Genomic DNA, 18,427 nt, shown 5'->3' with positions numbered 1-18,427 from the left:
TTTTAGTTTTTTCAATTAAAGGTTTATTTTTTCTTCATAAAAACTCAAAAACTAAATCTTATCAACACGAAAACGTTTGAGTAATCGGATTCCCAATAAAGTGCTTAATTATTACTTAAATTGCTGAATCAACATATTTATTATTAAAAAAATAGCATTGTAATAATAAATAATTTAATCCTCTTCTTATATGATAATATAAAATTCTAGATGCTTTTTAAAAAGCGAAATTTCACACAAGACACAAACACTAAAATTTATGAAAAACTCATTACCTAAATTCATAGGCATATTATGTCTATGGAGCATGCTACTAAATTCTTATATAGCAACCGCACAAACTGATTTCAGAGAAGAAACCATTTATTTCTTAATGACTACTCGTTTTTTTGATGGAGATCCAAATAATAATGCTCCTACAGAATGGTCCTCTTACAACCCTGACCCAACGATCAACCCTTCTATTACAGACCCTAACGATGTTACTTGGAGAGGCGATTTTAAAGGCTTAATACAAAAGTTAGATTATATTAAAGATTTAGGGTTTACGGCGATATGGATTACACCTATTGTACACAATCGAAGTCCTCTAGATTATCACGGATATCATGCGTGGGATTTTACTAAAGTAGATCCAAGATTAGAATCTCCAGGAGCTACATTTCAAGACTTAATTAATGAAATCCATGCCAGAGATATGAAAATCGTTTTGGATGTTGTTACAAACCATGCTGGCCGTTTTGGTATTAAAGATGTAGCCGAAATTAAATATAATACAGATCCTACCCAATCTTGGTTTGCACCTGATAATCCAAACTGGGAATATGATGGATTAACTCCAAATCCAGAAGATGGATTATTATGGAGTAGAGCAAATCTGGCTAAAATGCCTCCTCCTTACAATCAAGATTTATCGCAACATAATTTCCCAGGTAAAGAAAGTTATGTGGATACATCTGATCCTGATTGGTATCATCATTCTGGGAACGGTTTTGCTCAAGGGTTTGATGATGTAGAAAACTTACAGAACAGAGCCTTAGCAGGAGATACGCCAGACCTTAATACAGGAAGTCAAAAAGTCAGAGATTATTTAGTAAATGCCTATGCTCGTTATATTAATATGGGAGTAGACGCTTTTCGTTGGGATACTGTAAAACATATGAGTAGAGAAGATATCATTTATTTTTATGATGCGTTCAAAGCTATAAATCCTGATTTGTTCATTTTTGGAGAAGTTGCTCAAAAACGTCACGAATTACACCCTGTTGAAGAAACAAACCCTCATTATTATACTTGGAGAGGAGCTGTTAACAATTCAGCACCTTTAGACCTGGCTGTGATCGATTTTTTTGGTGAAGCCACTTTTCATGGAACCTTTGAAGAAGGGCAATCTTTTCCTACCGTAAAAGCAGCAGCTCGGTATGACAATCTATATAGTGACCCTTCTACCTTAGTGACTTGGTTAGACAATCACGATTTTGGCCCCAATAATGATTGGAATCGTCGATATGGTGGATCTGATGAGAATCTAGCTGCTTGTATGAATTTTATGTTTACTTGGCGAGGTATTCCAACCGTGTATTACGGTACCGAAATGAGGTTCAAAGCAGGTGAATTTAATGACATTCATAATGCTGCTGGAATTAGAGAATCTATTAATAATACAGGACGTGCTTATTACGGAAATGTAATGGATCAAGCACCGAATCATAAAATATATAAACATATTAAAAAACTAAATGCTATTCGAAAAGCAGTTCCAGCACTACAAAAAGGGAGTTGGACCTGGAAAGAAGCCCCAGGAAATGCAGTTTCTTACCGTAGAGTCCATGGAAATAGTGAGGTTGCTGTCGGATTAGCTAAAGATGGAAATGCTTCATTTAATATTTCGGGGATGTCCAACGGACTTTATCGCGATGCGGTAACTGGTAGAGAAGTTGTTGCTCAAAATGGAGTATTAAGTTTTACCGTTACTTCTGGATCAGCAGGAATATATGTATTAAATGGGCCTGGATTGATTGGTAGTTGTGGAGGTGGTTTTTTTGAGAATTGTGTAAATGGTCCTAGTAACCCCATAGTAGTTATAAGCCCAGATACTAATAATTCTGAAAATCCAATACAGGTTTCCTTGCAAGGAATCGGCGGAGCAGGAAATCCTTATGATATTTTTTATACAACCGATGGATCAAATCCTAATAGATCTAGCATTGCATACACAGGTCCTTTTACCATAACAACATCTACCACAATCAAAGCAATCACCTATGATAAGGATGGTACTGCATCTGACATTGTTACCAAAAATTATAGAATCGGTCCTATAGAAGGATTACACGTGTATTTTAAAAAGCCATCTTCCTGGTCTCAGGTAAATGTTCATTACTGGAACGAATCACCTGATGTATTACCTCCAAGTAATTGGCCAGGACCACAAATGAATCGTATCAATAATTCTGATTGGTATGAATATATTTTTGAAGGAGTACAAAGCACTAACTTATTATTCAATGATAATGGAGGCGCTAAAACAGATGATCTAACAAGAAATAAAGATGGATGGTATGAAGCTGGAACATGGTACGATACTGATCCAAGAAATACAGAAAACACACCTCCATTGGTTACAATGTCTCCAGAAGGCGGATCATTTATTGAGGGAGAAACAATTTCAGTTTCATTAAGTGCTACTGATAATACTCCTGAAGGATTAAAGATTTACTATACGCTCAACGGTGATCAACCAAATACATCTTCTATATTATACACCTCAGCAATATCTATAGATGCCGATACTACCGTTAAAGCTATCGCATATGATACCGAAGGATTATCATCTGAAATCATTAGCAATTCATTTACTTTTTCTGAGTCTTCTGGATCTATGACAATTTATTATAAAGGGACATTATCGAACCCTTCTATTTACTATTGGAATACAACTCCTATAGAAACTTCAACTGCTTGGCCAGGAAACAATATGACTGATATAGGTAATGGTTGGTTTTCATATACTTTTGACACCGTGAATTGCGCCAATTTAATTTTCAGTAATAATGGAGCTAATCAAACTGGAGATCTTCAACGATGTGGAGATGGATGGTATTATAATGGTGTTTGGTATGACAGTAATCCTGAGCAAAATCAAGATTTGACGGTTTATTTTAAATCAGATTCATTTACATCGCCTTCAATTTACTTCTGGAGTGTTACACCATCTGGAAACACAACCTCATGGCCAGGAGAATCCATGACTGCTGATATAGATGATTGGTATCGATATACTTTCTCCAACACATCCTGTGCTAATATGATTTTTAGTAATAATGGGACTTCACAAACATCTGATCTGAATAGATGTCAAAATGGATGGTATTACAATGGTGTTTGGTATGATCAAAATCCTGATAACCTTAGACTAAACAATACTATGGATGATAAGGTATTTGAAGATAAAATTGAAATATTCCCTAATCCACTGACAGCTAACTCAATGCTCCAATTGTCTATTCCGAAATCTAAAAGTCATCTTAGGATCGAAATTATAAATGTATATGGAGCATCCGAGACTATTATTAATCAACAAGTCGACAAAGGTGAACATCAATATCAGTTAGGAGAAAAATCATTAGCTAGTGGAATTTACTTCTGCAAAATCACGTTGAATGGAAAGTCTTTTACAAGAAAAATATTGAAACAATAACCCTAAATTAATTGACATATAATTACCCGTTAATACTTGATGTATTAACGGGTAATTTTTTGGGTTATGAAAAGGAATTATTTTAAAGTAATCTTCTACTAAAAAAAAGATCTATAACTACTATCTTAAAAAGTACATTTACAACCTTCATATTGATTTCTACGCTCTAAAGAAATCCAACCAAATTTTAAGATAGTTCAAAAAAAGCATTTAACAACTAATCAATTTCCATAACCCGGATTTTGCATTAAATTGGGGTTTGCATCTCGTTCTCTTTGTGGTATTGGCATTACTAAAAAATTATCGTCATAATTTAATGCTCCTACAGTACCTTGAAGACGTTTTATATCATGCAAGGCAAAACCTTCGAAAGCAAGCTCCCGTATACGCTCATTTATGATATCTTGTAAGGTGACAGAACCTAAAGCTACAGCATTAGATCTAGCTCTAAGCGCATTTATTTCAACCAAAGGATCTAACCCTATTGAGGTGCCTAATCTAAAATTGGCTTCTGCTCGTATCAAATGCATTTCTCCTATTCGTAGAAAGGGAATATTAGCAAATTGCGACTGCCATTTAGTTGTAGCTGTTCCACCTGTATTACTATATATAAACTGTCCTCTTTCATCGTTTGGATCATCAAAAACGGTAAAGAAAGATGCGTTAATAGAAACATCAGGATTTCCAGATCTACCACCAAAAGCTTGTCCTGCCCAAAACGTATTCATATCATTAGATCCTTCAGTTCCTCCAGCAGTTTCATTAGGATCCTGGCTGGTAATTTGCCAAGCAAAAACATCTTCTTGAGAATCTTGATCATTATTAAATGCTTCTGCATAGGTCGCAGTAAGTGAATGCCCACTGTTTTGTAATACATCATCTGCAGCGTCTCTCGCAGCTGCGTAATTACCTTGTTGCAAATATACTCTAGCCAAAAGTGCCTGAGCACCATATCGATCTGCAAAGATACCATTGGTATTGGGCAATAAATTATATGCATCACTAAGGTCTAGGATTACCTGAGCATACACTTCTTCTACCGTATTTCTTGAAGGTGATGTAATATCATCTGGATTCAATACAGCATCTAGCACTATGGGTGCTGCAAGTTGGGTATTTCCTCCACCAGCTGCATATGGCTGACCATACAATCTAGCAAGATCAAAATAAACCAATCCTCTTAAAAACTTAGCCTCACCTTCTACTCTATTTCTATCAGATTCTTCATCAAAGACATCTAAGCTGGCAAGTACTATATTGGATTGATTACTTACCTCATATGCGTTTAGCCAATAATCTCTAACAAAGGTATTATCTGGCACTAGTTGTTTCTCTATTAATTGAGCAGGTTGCTCAAACGTACCATTCCAAGAAAGGTCAGTGCTATTTGCTAAAAGTTCTGATGCTAGATTAATATCTCCTCCATACGACAATGTTTGCCCTGCTTCATCATAAATACCAGTTAATATATTCTGTACATTAGCTGCATTAGAAGTTGCAATTTCTGGTAACAAACTCTGTTCTGGCTCTAGTTCTAAGTTATCTTCACACCCAACAATCACAATAGTAATTATAAGGAATGATAGTAATATATATTTTAATGTTTTCATGATATAGCGTGTTTAAAAATCAATATTTACTCCCATTGTATAAGTTCTAGCAGGTGGCGCCGAATAAAAGGTTTCCCCTACTTGTATGTTAGAGTTTCCATTAAAATCTGCAGTAGATTCAGGATCATAACCATCATAATCAGTAAAAGTCAATAGATTGAACCCTGTAAAATAGATTCGTATTCGTTCCATATAAAACTTCTGGGTAATATCTTTTGGTATGGTATATCCAAGTGTTAAATTTCTTAATCTTATGAAATCAGATTCTTGTAAATACCTTGTTGAAGCTTGTTGTCCATTCGTACTGAATAATCTTGCTTGTGGAATATCTGTAATGTCTCCTGGCTGTTGCCATCTCCTTAGCTGATCTGTACTTTGGTTATCAAAAAACCTTGCATTACCTGATTGAAACCTTCCTCCGTTATTATAGATAGAAGCTCCCCATTCTCCCTGAAAAGTAAAAGAGAAATCGATTCCTTTATATGTAATATTATTGGTTAATCCTGCTATAAAATCAGGATATGGACTACCAGCAATTATTCTGCTGGCATCATTAAAGTTATTAGTTGTACTTCTATCAACAGTACCATCTACAGCTACAGTATTTCTAATAAATAATGCATCTCCATTAGCTGGATCGGCACCTGCAAATTCAACTAAATAAAATGATGAAACCGTTTCTCCTTCTCTTACTATATTTCTGCCAGCAATAATATCACCGCCAGGCAATTTGGTCACTTCATTATCAATAGTAGAAATATTCAATGACGTACTCCAGCTTCCATTTTGTGAAACAATATTTTTTGTATTAATAATAAACTCAAAACCTTTGTTTTTCATTTCCCCAACGTTTCTTGTTATATTAGGAAATCCAGAAGTTCCAGGAACAGGTTCATTTAATAAAAGATCATCTGTATCTTTTATATAGTAATCTATTTCTCCAGAAATTCTGTTATTTAAAAAACCATAATCTAATCCAAAGTCTACCTGAGTTGTTCTTTCCCATTTAAGGGATGGATTACCCAATTGAGTTGGCGATAATCCAGCTCTTTGATTGTATGGGGATCCTTGAAAAAGGCTTAAACTTGCAAAATTTCCGATTCCAGCGTTCCCAGTAACACCCCAACTTCCTCTTAGTTTAAGCAGCGATAAAACTTCTGAATTACTTAGAAATGACTCTTCAGAAACAATCCATCCAGCAGATGCTGCAGGAAACCAACCAAACCTGTTTTCTTCTCCAAATCTAGAAGAGCCATCATATCGTAAACTAGCTTTTAACAAATACTTGTTTGCGATGGATAAAGTAGCTCTTCCGAAGTATGAAAGAAAATTAAATCGAGTTCGACTTGATCCTCCAGCTGTAATCTCTGCAGCACTATTTAAGGTTTGCAAATCATCCGACGGGAAACCTTGACCTTGAAGAAATTGTAATCTTCTAGTACTATCTTCATAACTCATCCCAACTGTCCCTTCTACATCAAAGGTGTTATTAAAAATCTGGTTATAGGTAAAGTAATTATTCAGATTATATTTTTCGGTCTGAACAGCATTTGCTGTTCCGAACCCACCTACAGAAGCTGATTCTGTAAGACTTCCTGAAAAACGTTCTGCAACCTGAGATAAAAAATCGTATCCTATTTCAGATCTAAAACTAAGTTCTGGTAGTATTTTATATTCTGCATATGCGTTTGCTAAAATCCTCCATACATTTGTTTTAAAATTACCATTAAACTCCTCTGTCAGGAAATTGTAGTATTCTGTGGTTTGATTATTAGGTGTAACTCCATCTTCCAAATATGCAGGTGACAATGGTACTTGTGCAATAGCCTGTAGCGGTGTGGCAAAAGCATTATCATTAGATATCCTGTCAATGATCGATTTAGAAACACTGGTATTTGTACCTAGTCTAAATTTATCCGACAATGTATGATCAATATTAGTTCTAAAAGAATACCTCTCTAATTCATTTCCTCTTACAATACCGTCAGTATTGTTATATGCCATTGATATAAAAAACCTAGTTTTTTCACTTCCTCCAGAAGCAGATACTCCAAAATCCTGTACAGAACCATCTACTAATGCAAGTTCTTGCCAATCCGTATCAACTTCACCATTTCTCCAGTCAAGGCCATTTGCATAAAAATCAAATTGTCCTTCTATAAAACCTAATGAGAAACCATTATTTAATGCAGATTCTGTAAGCAACTCTACATATTGCGCTGTATTTAACCAATCTCGGGTATTGGTAGCGCTACTAATTCCGTATGATGAATTAAGAGATATTTTGGTTTTTCCTTGTTTTCCTTGTTTCGTAGTAATAATGATTACTCCATTCGTTCCTCTTGCTCCATAAATCGCTGCAGAAGACGCATCCTTAAGAATATCTATTGATTCTATATCATTAGGATTTAATGCTATTAAAGGGTTTATAGGTGAATTATTGATTGATTCATCTGCATTCGTAATAGGAATACCATCTACAACATATAATGGTTCCTGAGAGGATGATATAGTGGATATCCCTCTTACCCTAACCTTAACGCCTCCCTCTACTTTACCATTTAACTGTGTAACCTGAACACCAGCTGCTTTTCCTGTCAGTGTACTTTGTAAACTTGGCGTTGGTATTTCGTTAATTTCCTCTGAAGAAATCGAGGCTATGTTTGCAGTAATTGTTCGTCTGGATTGCGTACCAAATCCTACAACTACAACTTCTTCTAGTGCACTTACATCTTCTTCCAGAATTACATTAATTACGTCCTGATTCGTATAACTTATTTCTTGGGTGATAAACCCAATGTACGAATACATTATAATTTCTCCATTTGCTGCTTCTATGGAATATTTACCATCAAAGTCACTTTGTGTTCCCCTATTTGTGTCTTTGATAATAATATTTACTCCTGGCAATGGTACACCGTTGCCGTCAGTAACAGCTCCGGAGACAGTTCTTTGTTGGGCCAATGCGATACTTGATATAAAAAAAGTAAGTACCAGCAATTTGTAGTGATGTACTTTCATAAACAAAAATTTTCAAGATTTATACTCCAATTATTTGCTAGATCAAAAAAAGGAAGGCAAGAGTATATTGAAGGCTAACCCAATAATTATATCACCAAATTAGAATACACTACACGAGTATTTTACGGTAATCTCTTGCCCATACTTTTAATAATTGCTTTATAAAGAAAGACAATGAAGTAGTATGAACAGGTAACCCTTATCAAGGTTTACCATTACCGAATAAGCTTTACTTTTTTCCGAAGGAAACTTACCTTTATCTTTTAAGGATGGGGAATTATGCTACAAATGATTTTACATATTCAGATGGAGTAATCTGATTGTATTTCTTGAAAGATTTATTAAAAGTTACTTTATTATTAAAACCTACTTCGTAAGCAACATCAATTATATTGAAATTCTTGTGTTTCTCACCTTTTAGTAACTCTTTTGCTTCTTCAATTCTAAACTTATTGATCAATTCAAAAAAGTTTAGGTTAAAATGCTCATTAATAATTTGAGAAGTATTATGTCTTGTAGTATCTAAGGATTCGGCCAATTTCTGAAGCGTAATATCGTTTTGCTTGTAAATTTTTTCTTGATCCAGAAGGTATAGTAATTTTTCTTTTAGTTCCAGAGACAAACTTTCTGTTAGCCCAGATTTTCTATACTTATTGGTTTCTGGTTTAATCCTATTTTTAATTAATCTTAAATTCCCAAAAACGCTGGGCCTCACAAATGCTGTATAACTCACATACAGTACTAACAATGCCATAGATGTCACTTGAGAATAAAAAAGAAAGCCGCTAAAAACATGCTTAATAATTAGCACTGAATAGATGCCATAACTAACAATATACACGGAACAAACAATGACAATATTTCTCTGCCATATATATACTTCTCTAGAAAGATATTTGTTGTTTTTAATATATTGAATAAATATTTTAATCACTAAAGTACCATACACTATTAAAGAAATCAGCTTAGAAATAGATATCAAAATCATATGTGGCCTTTCTCCATGTAAAGTTATATACAACTTCTGCTCTGCCGATAATGCGTAAATTGGAAATAACAAAATCAACAACAAAAATGATGGTACTAAATGCCATATGTCTGAAAGCCTAAATTTTCGTTTTATGGTTACTCTCTTAAAGTAGAAATAAAAAAGCGGTCCATATAAAAATGAAAACATTGTAGACATGTATAACACATGAGGTTGGTAATATTCATAATTAGAAAAATAAAGACCTATATGAATAATAAATACAGAGTGTATTAGCACAAAAACACTTATTAAAAGATTAGAAACCCTATCTGAATGTTCTCTAAAATTTAAAACCACCGCTATAAAAAAACCAATAAATGCTACATAAAAACAAAAAATTGACCACAACCCAACCTTTTTTAGATATTTATCTTCTAAAAATTGAAAGGATTCTGAGTTTTTGATTTGATTAAAATAATTATGATTAACAAAAGACACATCCAAACTTGCAATTACATATTTCTCTATATACTGACTGGCAAGTTCTGGTTCATCTACATTAGCATATGTGAATGCTAATTCCCTAAATACAATTATTGAGTCTTTAGTTTTTTTTTCTAAAGCTTTTTGATAGTTTCCAATTGCTATATTGAATAGATTGTTATTATAATGTTTTCTGGCAGAAAGAATAAGGCTATCAGAAGTCACACCCTTACTTTCGATACTATTTATTTTATCAGATATACTATATACAGGTGATGAAATAAATAAAAAAAGAAGGATACCAAATATTGGAATCGTAACATTTTTTTTTTGAGTTAGCCGCATAATTATTTTGAAATAATTACTAACTCTAATTTACGACATCTTTTTCATAAAAATTTCCCAAAAGAGGTTATTCCGATAATATCTTACCCAAAAACTCAATGAATTCAAGGGTTTTTAATAATAATTAAGAAAAAGCAAGTTATGGTATTATCTCCTCTTTAGTAATAAAAAACAGTAACTTGAATGCATTGCTTACAAAATACACTCAATAAAAAGTTATAATTTTTTGGCTTCTTCCCAAAATACATCCATTTCTGCTAACGTCATATCTTTTAGACTTTTACTTTTTTCTTTTGCCTTTTGCTCTAAATACTGAAAGCGTTTTATGAATTTTTTATTGGTACGCTCTAATGCATCTTCTGGATTCACTTTTAAGAAACGAGCATAATTAATCATAGAGAATAATACATCCCCAAATTCAGATTCGATTTTATCTTGGTTCTGTTCGTCAATTTCGTGTTGTAATTCTGCTAATTCTTCCTGAAGTTTTTCAAACACCTGATGTGGTTCTTCCCAATCGAATCCTACTCCTGCAACCTTATCCTGTATTCTACTTGCTTTTACCAAAGCTGGAAGAGATTTTGGCACTCCTTCCAGAACACTTTTTTTACCTTCTTTTAATTTTAAATTTTCCCAATTTCTCTTTACTTCTTCTTCATCTGTAACCTTTACATCTCCATAAATATGAGGGTGACGATTGATTAATTTTTCCGAGATTTCATTAGCCACATCCGCGATATCAAAATCACGAGTTTCACTTCCTATTTTAGCATAAAACACAATATGTAATAGCAGATCACCCAGTTCTTTCTTAATCTCATCTAAATCATTATCCAGAATTGCATCTCCAAGCTCATAAGTTTCTTCAATGGTAAGATGTCTTAACGACTGTAATGTTTGTTTTTTATCCCAAGGACATTGTTCCCGCAATTCATCCATTATCGTAAGTAATCTATCAAAAGCTTTAAGCTGATCTTTTCTGGAATACATAGTTGCAATTTTTATTTCAAAAGTAAGAATATTAAACCCATCATATACTTATGCAATAAAAGTATTTATTAATCAAAAAAAACTATAGATTTGATTTTTTGTTAAAGACAAACCTATATCATATATGTTTAAGAAAAAGATTCTTTTTGCTTGTATACCTGCAGATGGACATTTCAATCCAATGGCTGGTTTAGCGGTATATCTTAAGAAAAAAGGACATGATGTGAGATGGTACACTGGTAATGGATATAAAGATAAACTGGAACAGATGGGAATTCCATATATCCCTTTTGAAAAAGCAAAAGAATTAAAAATTGAAGCATTAGATCAGGCTTATCCAGAACGTAAAAAACTAAAAGGTGTATCTCACATAAAGTTTGACATTATTAATCTATTTATAAATAGAATGAAAGATTATTATGAAGATGTACAACAATTATATCAATCCTTTCCATTTGATTTATTAGTATTTGATAACACTTTTCCTGGAACTATTATAAAAGATAAATTAAAAGTGCCTGTAGTAAGTATTGGTGTAGTACCATTAGCGCTTTCGGCTCCAGATATTCCTCAGTATGGATTAGGTCATCAACCCGCATCTACCTTTCTTGGTAAAAGAAAGCAAAACTTTATCAAGTTAATGGCTGAAAAACTAATATTTAGGGAAACCAAAGAAGCATATAACACTTTGTTAGCTTCTTTAGAGTTACCAAATGAAGATCTTAATATTTTTGATATAGCTCCTATAAAAGCATCTATATTTTTACAAAATGGAATTCCAGAAATTGATTATCCTAGATATAAAACTCCAGAATCTATCAAATTTGTTGGAGCATTAAATCCTTGGAGCAACACCAAAACAAACAAGGATAAGGATTGGAAAAACATTTTAGACACCTCAAAAAAAACAATACTAGTATCGCAAGGAACAGTAGAAAAAAACAATAAAAAATTAATTATCCCAACATTAGAAGCTTTTAAAGATGCTAATTATAACATTTTAGTGGCTACTGCATATAACCAAACTGAATATTTACGCACACTCTATCCACAAGATCATATTTATATTGAAGATTTTATATCTTTTGATACGGTTATGCCTTTAGTGGATATTTTTATCACCAACGGAGGTTACGGAAGTTGTATGATGAGCATTAAACATGGTGTTCCTATGATCACAGCTGGAATCAATGAGGGCAAAAACGAGATTTGTGCTAGAATTGATTATAACAACTTGGGAATCGATTTAAAAACAGAAAGGCCAAGAGTAATTTCTATTCAGAATGCAGTTACAGAAATTCTTCAAAATAGTATCTATTATTCTAATATTGAAAGCGCACAAAAAAGCCTTAATTCATATGACACCTTACAACTTTGCGAACAGTATATTATGAGTGTAATAACTCCTTAAATTCTAATATTACAAAACAGCTTTGTTCATTTTCATCTTTGTAGTTAGAAAACCAGAAGTCAAATCTTGCATTATCTTTGCAACTGGTTTAATCTCATGAATCAATCCAGATACCTGACCAATTTCTAATTCGCCTTCTATCAGATCACCTTCGAACATTCCACGTTTTGCTCTTGCACGTCCTAACAAGGTTTTAAGTTCTTCTGTTGACGCTCCTTTAGCATATAATTCTGCCACATCCTGGTAAAACTTATTTTTAAGCATTCGTACTGGTGCTAGTTCTTTTAGCGTAAGATGTGTATCTCCTTCTTTTGCTTCTACAACCATGTTTTTAAAATCCTCATGAGAAGAAGCTTCTTCACTTGCTACAAACCTACTACCGATCTGAACTCCATCTGCTCCTAGAGCCATAACTGCAAACATTGAAGATCCTGTTGCTATACCACCAGCGGCAATTAATGGGATGCTAATTTTCTCTTTAACCATAGGTATTAAGGTTAATGTTGTAGTTTCATCTCTTCCGTTATGTCCGCCAGCTTCAAACCCTTCTGCAACGACTGCATCTACTCCTGCATCTTGTGCTTTTAAAGCAAACTTTAAGCTACTTACAACATGTACTACTGTGATTCCTTTTTCTTTGAGAAAAGAAGTATATGTTTTAGGATTTCCAGCAGATGTAAATACAATTTTCACACCTTCTTCGATAATAATTTCTATAATCTCTTGAAGATTTGGGTATAGCATAGGAACATTTACTCCAAAAGGTTTATCTGTAGCTTTTTTACATTTCTGAATATGAGCTCTTAACACATCTGGATACATAGATCCTGCTCCTATGAGTCCTAATCCACCAGCATTACTAACTGCACTGGCTAGTTTCCAGCCACTTGCCCATATCATTCCACCTTGTATGATAGGATATTCTATATTAAAAAGTTCTTTTACTTTATTCATTTGTATTTTGATATCTTCAATGTATGACGTGAAGTGTCTGAAATTAATTCTATTAGATATAAACCAGTTGATAAATCACTAAGTGAGATATAATTCACATTCTCTAAAGTTTCAGCTTTCACCATTTTTCCTTCTGCTGTAAAAATCCGAATTTTAAGTGATTTTTCAATAGGTGAATCAAAAAATAATTTATCCTTTGTTGGGTTAGGATATACTCTAAAATCTTCGGTTACTATATCGCTTACCGATAAGCTCTCCAAAATAGTTTTGAAATTAGGAATTCCATATCCTAACTGGATTGTTGGATTATTATATAATGATGAAGATTCTCTAACTAATTGCATAATCTCCGCATTGGTCATAGAAGGAAAAGCCTGCCATAAACAAGCTACCGCACCTGCCATAATAGGAGAACTAAAAGAGGTACCACTGTTAGTGGACACCACATTATTAGATAAAATAACTGCCGATCCAAGACCTTTTGCAACCACATCTGGTTTTACCCTGTTATCTTCAGTAGGTCCTCTAGAACTAAATGATGCATAATTTCCAGTACCATTAACAGCTCCAACGGTTAATGTTCCTGGAGCATCTCCTGGAGCTGTAATTATTCCCCAACTACTATTGCCAGAATTACCAGCAGAAGTTACCAATAACATTCCTTTCTCAAAAGCTATATTAGCGCCTCGGGAAATAAAAGTAGTTTGTCCGTCCATATCAGATGTTTGGTATTGATATGCGGGATTATCAAAACCCACAGAATACCCTAATGAAGTATTAATTACATCAACTCCTAAACTATCTGCTCTTTCTGCAGCTTCTACCCAAAGTGCTTCTTCTTTTGGCCCTTCGGTGCCTGCATCTTCTGTGATAAACAAATAGTACTTTGCATCAGGAGCAGTACCAACAAACTGTCCATCAATAAACCCTGCAATATCACTAAATGTTTGAGTTCCATGAGAGCTTCCAGAAAAAGCAAACTCGTTATCATCTCTTCTTACAAAATCATATCCATCTAGCAATCTACCTTCATCTCTAATGCGCTTAAACCCATCTATAGTATTTACTCCAGGAAAACCAGAATCCATCACAGCAATAGTCATACCCGTTCCTGTATAATCTTGTTCATGAAGATATTCAGCATGTAACTGTTGAATTTGCTGAGTAGCATTACCATAATTAAATATGGTTTTTACTTCGAATTTATCAAATACCGTTGGAGAAACATCTTCTGTTACAATAATAGAATTCTTAGTATCCAAAGAATTATCAGCATAATCAATACGATTAACAAAGCTTAGACCTAGTAAATTGTTAATATTTGACTGTGTTCCTCTTACAAATACACAGTTAAACCATTTAGATTTTGCTAGTACAGTTATACCGACCGAATTTTTAAGCTGAGTTATGTAATTTTCATTAACAGGCACATCTTTCTCATCAATAACAACATTATGAAGATTTTTGCGATCAATAGCATCTTGTGTAAGAATCGATAATGGATTAGCTATAGCATTTGCAACATTTTCTTTATCCGTTAAATACACCCAAGCATCTTCAGTCTGAGCGATTCCCATTTGCATGGTGCAAAAAATCAATAAGACAATTATTTTCTTCATATCACAAGTAGTTTGGTAGCTTTTACAAGTTACGAAATTACTCCTGATCCTACCAATTCATCTTCAATGTACCAGGCCACAAACTGACCTTCTGTAATTGCACTTTGATTATTTTCGAAAACAATATACATTCCAGCATCCACTTTATACAATCTTGCCTTATCTAATGGTTGTCTATATCTAATTCTTGCCATCACATCCAATTCTTCATCTACTTTAAGTATCAGATCTTCTCGTACCCAATGCAATTCTTCATTACTAATAAAAAGTGCTTTTCGATATAATCCAGGATGACTCTTTCCTTGTCCAGTATAAATCACATTGGTATCCACATCTGTTTCGATAACAAAAAGTGGTTCTGGTGTACCTCCTACAGCTAAACCTTTTCTTTGTCCCTTTGTATAATAATGGGCTCCCTGATGTTGCCCCACTACTTTACCATCATTGACATTATAGGTGTACTTTGTAGAAAGAAATTCTAGTTCCTCTTTTTTGGAATTAAAATCAGGTATTATTTTATGATATATCTCTTCTGAAGAAGAGATTTCTATAATATCCCCTCGTTTTGGTTCTAATTTTTGTTGAAGAAACTCTGGTAATCTAACTTTACCAATAAAACACAATCCTTGAGAATCTTTTTTATCCGCAGTAATTAAATCTTGTTCTTTAGCTATTTCTCTAACTTCTGGCTTTAATAATTCACCAACTGGAAACAATGTTTTTGATAATTGTTCTTGAGATAATTGGCATAAAAAATAAGATTGATCTTTATTAGAATCTTTTCCTGCTAAAAGACGATGTACTTCTTTACCATTTTGAGTAATCGTATCTTTTCGGCAATAATGTCCTGTAGCTACATAATCAGCTCCAAGGGATAATGCTATTTTTAAAAAAACATCAAATTTTATCTCTCGATTGCATAGAACGTCTGGATTTGGAGTTCTTCCTCTTTCATATTCATTGAACATATAATCCACAATACGTTCTTTATATTCCTCACTTAGATCAACGGTCTGAAAAGGGATTCCTAATTTTTCTGCAACTAATAAGGCATCATTACTATCATCTAACCATGGACACTCATCCGAGATTGTTACAGAATCATCGTGCCAATTTTTCATAAAAAGACCTATTACCTCATATCCCTGTTCTTTTAAGAGATAAGCTGCAACACTAGAATCCACACCTCCTGACAAACCTACAATAACTCTTTTCATTGGTACTACTTTATATAATTTCTCTCATAAAATTAACACAAGAGAAAAGGACATAATTTCAGTTTTATATTATCTGCAAAAATAATAAATAAAAAAAGCAATGCTAGAGCATTGCTTCAAGGTTTTTTCTATATATGGATTCTAAAAATTGATACTACAGTCCTCTCTTTTGAACAGGGAACAATTTTTGCTCAGATAATGCTCCATTTTCATAATAATTCCAGATACCATTTTTACGATCTCTTTTATAATTACCTTCTATTCTTACTTTACCTTTTGCATCATAGTACTTAGTCGGACCGTGTAATTGATCATTTTCATAAGTAAATTCTTTAATGATTATTCCATCTTCTGAATATACCACACGTTTACCTTCTTTTTTATCATTGATATATGTAGTTTTTTCGGTTAACTGACCATTTTCAAAATATGTGAGTTGTTCGCCATGAAGTTTTCCCGATTGGTATTCTTCGGTCATCATTATCTTAGGAGATTCCTTATGATAATATGTCCATACCCCAACTCTCTCTTTACCGATCATCCCTCCTTCACTAATCACCTTACGTTTATTAGTAAAGTATGTTACTTTTATGGTGTCATTTCCCTTAGAAAACACCTTAATTGCTGTTGGAGATTTCCCACTATTTGGCTTATAAAATTTAAACTCCCCTACTTCTTTTCCATGATCAAAAGTACCTTCATACCTTAGTTGATTACTATTCTCATATTTTTTTTGCCACTTACCATGTCGTTTCCCTTCAGAATCAAAAGCATTGAATTTCTGAGCAATCCCCATAGTAGTAATACAAACAAAGGCAAAAAATAAAAATCTATTTAACATAGCTTCATTAAATTTAGGTAATACGATAATCCAAAAAGTATACCAACATCTTATAAATTTATAATCTAAAGAAAACTTGTAATCTTTTTTTATCCAAATAATCCTACAAAAAAAACACTAAAACTTCCAAAAAAAAGGCTTACATCTATTAAAACCTTATCTTATTAACTTTTGTTTAACAAATTATTGGAAATATATAAAATCTATATAACGTTAGGGTACCTGAACAAATTATAACTTTTAAAACTCAAAAACATGAAAATTATTTCAAAAATCAGCCAAGCTGTGATAATTGCAGCATTGGTATTAGGTGTTTCATCTTGTGGTGATGACGATGATGGGAACATTATTATTCCAACCACTAACATTGTTGAGACAGCTACTGCTGATACGGATTTATCTTTACTGGTAACGGCTCTTGCTGCTGCTGATGGAGATTTGGTTTCTGTACTTAATGGAACAGGACCTTTTACAGTACTTGCTCCTACTGACACTGCTCTACAAGCTTATCTAGATGCAAATGGGTTTGCCGACATTGCTGCGGTTCCTACTGATGTATTACAACAACTTTTATTAAATCATGTAATTCCTGGAGAAGTAACTTCAGCAATACTTACTACTAATGGATCTGGATATACAGAGACTTCTTCTACGGCTGGTCCTGATGGAGCAATCATTAGTATGTACTATAACACTACGGATGGTGTAGTCTTTAACGGAGGTGCAAAAGTAACTGAAGAAGATGTTAGAGCATCTAATGGGATTATTCACAAGATTAATGCTGTTATTGGTTTACCTGATGTAACAACTTTTGCTACAGTTGATCCTAATTTTTCTAGACTTGCAGAAGCTCTTACTGCTCATAGTTTTACTTATGTAACAACTTTACAAGAAGATGGCCCTTTTACAGTATTTGCTCCAGATAATGCAGCTTTTGACACGCTGCTTGCAACTGACAATACATGGAATGTACCTGGTGATATTCCTGAAATTACTTTAGGAACTGCCTTAAATCTTCACGTAATTCCTGATGTTAACGTAAGAGAAGCTGATTTAGCAGATGGTGAGGTTAGTACACTTAGTGGAAAGGTAGATATAGATGCTACTGCAAAAACTGTTACTGATGGTTCCGACCCTGCTAATGTATGTAACATCGTTGTAACAAATATTCAAGCAACTAATGGAGTAATTCATTCTATAGATAAGGTTTTATTATTGCCTAGGTTATCTATTGGAAATTAACTTTTAAAAAATAATGAAAAGGCC

11 protein-coding genes are annotated in these 18,427 nt (G+C 33.5%); 3 read left to right on the top strand and 8 right to left on the bottom strand.

Annotation, left to right across the window (positions count from 1 at the left end):
* Positions 1–259 precede the first annotated feature (259 nt).
* Entirely contained in the window at positions 260–3,700 is a 3,441-nt protein-coding gene (locus QBK95_RS15410) for a starch-binding protein (RefSeq protein WP_280935389.1), read from the top strand.
* Between the two features lie 221 nt (positions 3,701–3,921).
* On the opposite strand, the gene QBK95_RS15405 is transcribed toward QBK95_RS15410, so the two are convergent.
* The 4 genes from QBK95_RS15405 to mazG all read right to left on the bottom strand — a co-directional run bounded on the left by QBK95_RS15405 (position 3,922) and on the right by mazG (position 11,119).
* Entirely contained in the window at positions 3,922–5,310 is a 1,389-nt protein-coding gene (locus QBK95_RS15405) for a RagB/SusD family nutrient uptake outer membrane protein (RefSeq protein ID WP_280935387.1), read from the bottom strand.
* Between the two features lie 12 nt (positions 5,311–5,322).
* Complete coding sequence (locus QBK95_RS15400) at positions 5,323–8,331, bottom strand: SusC/RagA family TonB-linked outer membrane protein (protein WP_280935385.1); 3,009 nt, start codon at positions 8,329–8,331, stop codon at positions 5,323–5,325.
* Between the two features lie 277 nt (positions 8,332–8,608).
* Positions 8,609–10,129, bottom strand: coding sequence for a helix-turn-helix domain-containing protein (locus QBK95_RS15395; protein ID WP_280935383.1), 1,521 nt, complete (start codon positions 10,127–10,129; stop codon positions 8,609–8,611).
* Between the two features lie 216 nt (positions 10,130–10,345).
* Positions 10,346–11,119, bottom strand: a complete 774-nt coding sequence (gene mazG, locus QBK95_RS15390; protein WP_280935381.1) for a nucleoside triphosphate pyrophosphohydrolase — start codon at positions 11,117–11,119, stop codon at positions 10,346–10,348.
* 124 nt (positions 11,120–11,243) lie between these two features.
* On the opposite strand from mazG, the gene QBK95_RS15385 reads away from it, so the two are divergent.
* Positions 11,244–12,530 (top strand): glycosyltransferase, encoded by a 1,287-nt coding sequence (locus QBK95_RS15385; protein ID WP_280935379.1) that lies wholly within the window; start codon positions 11,244–11,246, stop codon positions 12,528–12,530.
* Between the two features lie 9 nt (positions 12,531–12,539).
* On the opposite strand, the gene QBK95_RS15380 is transcribed toward QBK95_RS15385, so the two are convergent.
* From QBK95_RS15380 to QBK95_RS15365, 4 genes are all read right to left on the bottom strand, one after another.
* A complete protein-coding gene (locus tag QBK95_RS15380) occupies positions 12,540–13,484 on the bottom strand; it encodes an NAD(P)H-dependent flavin oxidoreductase (protein WP_280935377.1) in 945 nt (314 codons plus the stop codon).
* A complete protein-coding gene (locus QBK95_RS15375) occupies positions 13,481–15,103 on the bottom strand; it encodes a S8 family serine peptidase (RefSeq protein ID WP_280935373.1) in 1,623 nt (540 codons plus the stop codon). Before QBK95_RS15375 ends, QBK95_RS15380 begins: the two co-directional genes overlap by 4 nt.
* A 29-nt stretch (positions 15,104–15,132) precedes the next feature.
* Positions 15,133–16,320, bottom strand: a complete 1,188-nt coding sequence (mnmA, locus tag QBK95_RS15370; protein WP_280935372.1) for a tRNA 2-thiouridine(34) synthase MnmA — start codon at positions 16,318–16,320, stop codon at positions 15,133–15,135.
* Between the two features lie 154 nt (positions 16,321–16,474).
* Positions 16,475–17,161 (bottom strand): toxin-antitoxin system YwqK family antitoxin, encoded by a 687-nt coding sequence (locus QBK95_RS15365; protein WP_280935370.1) that lies wholly within the window; start codon positions 17,159–17,161, stop codon positions 16,475–16,477.
* A gap of 255 nt (positions 17,162–17,416) precedes the next feature.
* Between QBK95_RS15365 and QBK95_RS15360 the strand changes: the two genes are divergently transcribed.
* Positions 17,417–18,403, top strand: coding sequence for a fasciclin domain-containing protein (locus QBK95_RS15360; RefSeq protein ID WP_280935368.1), 987 nt, complete (start codon positions 17,417–17,419; stop codon positions 18,401–18,403).
* Positions 18,404–18,427 lie beyond the last annotated feature (24 nt).

It is taken from the genome of Aquimarina mycalae (assembly GCF_029906345.1).
In the GTDB taxonomy this organism is placed as follows: domain Bacteria; phylum Bacteroidota; class Bacteroidia; order Flavobacteriales; family Flavobacteriaceae; genus Aquimarina.
Note: the sequence above shows the minus strand (reverse complement) of the source record. Positions and strands in the feature narration are given on the sequence as shown.

Excerpts from the sequence above, each read along its gene's own strand:
- QBK95_RS15380 (WP_280935377.1), bottom strand. The coding sequence starts at position 13,484 with ATGAATAAAGTAAAAGAACTTTTTAATATAGAATATCCTATCATACAA.
- QBK95_RS15360 (WP_280935368.1), top strand. The coding sequence starts at position 17,417 with ATGAAAATTATTTCAAAAATCAGCCAAGCTGTGATAATTGCAGCATTG.
- QBK95_RS15400 (WP_280935385.1), bottom strand. The coding sequence starts at position 8,331 with ATGAAAGTACATCACTACAAATTGCTGGTACTTACTTTTTTTATATCA.
- QBK95_RS15395 (WP_280935383.1), bottom strand. The coding sequence starts at position 10,129 with ATGCGGCTAACTCAAAAAAAAAATGTTACGATTCCAATATTTGGTATC.
- QBK95_RS15405 (WP_280935387.1), bottom strand. The coding sequence starts at position 5,310 with ATGAAAACATTAAAATATATATTACTATCATTCCTTATAATTACTATT.
- mnmA (WP_280935372.1), bottom strand. The coding sequence starts at position 16,320 with ATGAAAAGAGTTATTGTAGGTTTGTCAGGAGGTGTGGATTCTAGTGTT.
- mazG (WP_280935381.1), bottom strand. The coding sequence starts at position 11,119 with ATGTATTCCAGAAAAGATCAGCTTAAAGCTTTTGATAGATTACTTACG.
- QBK95_RS15375 (WP_280935373.1), bottom strand. The coding sequence starts at position 15,103 with ATGAAGAAAATAATTGTCTTATTGATTTTTTGCACCATGCAAATGGGA.
- QBK95_RS15385 (WP_280935379.1), top strand. The coding sequence starts at position 11,244 with ATGTTTAAGAAAAAGATTCTTTTTGCTTGTATACCTGCAGATGGACAT.
- QBK95_RS15410 (WP_280935389.1), top strand. The coding sequence starts at position 260 with ATGAAAAACTCATTACCTAAATTCATAGGCATATTATGTCTATGGAGC.
- QBK95_RS15365 (WP_280935370.1), bottom strand. The coding sequence starts at position 17,161 with ATGTTAAATAGATTTTTATTTTTTGCCTTTGTTTGTATTACTACTATG.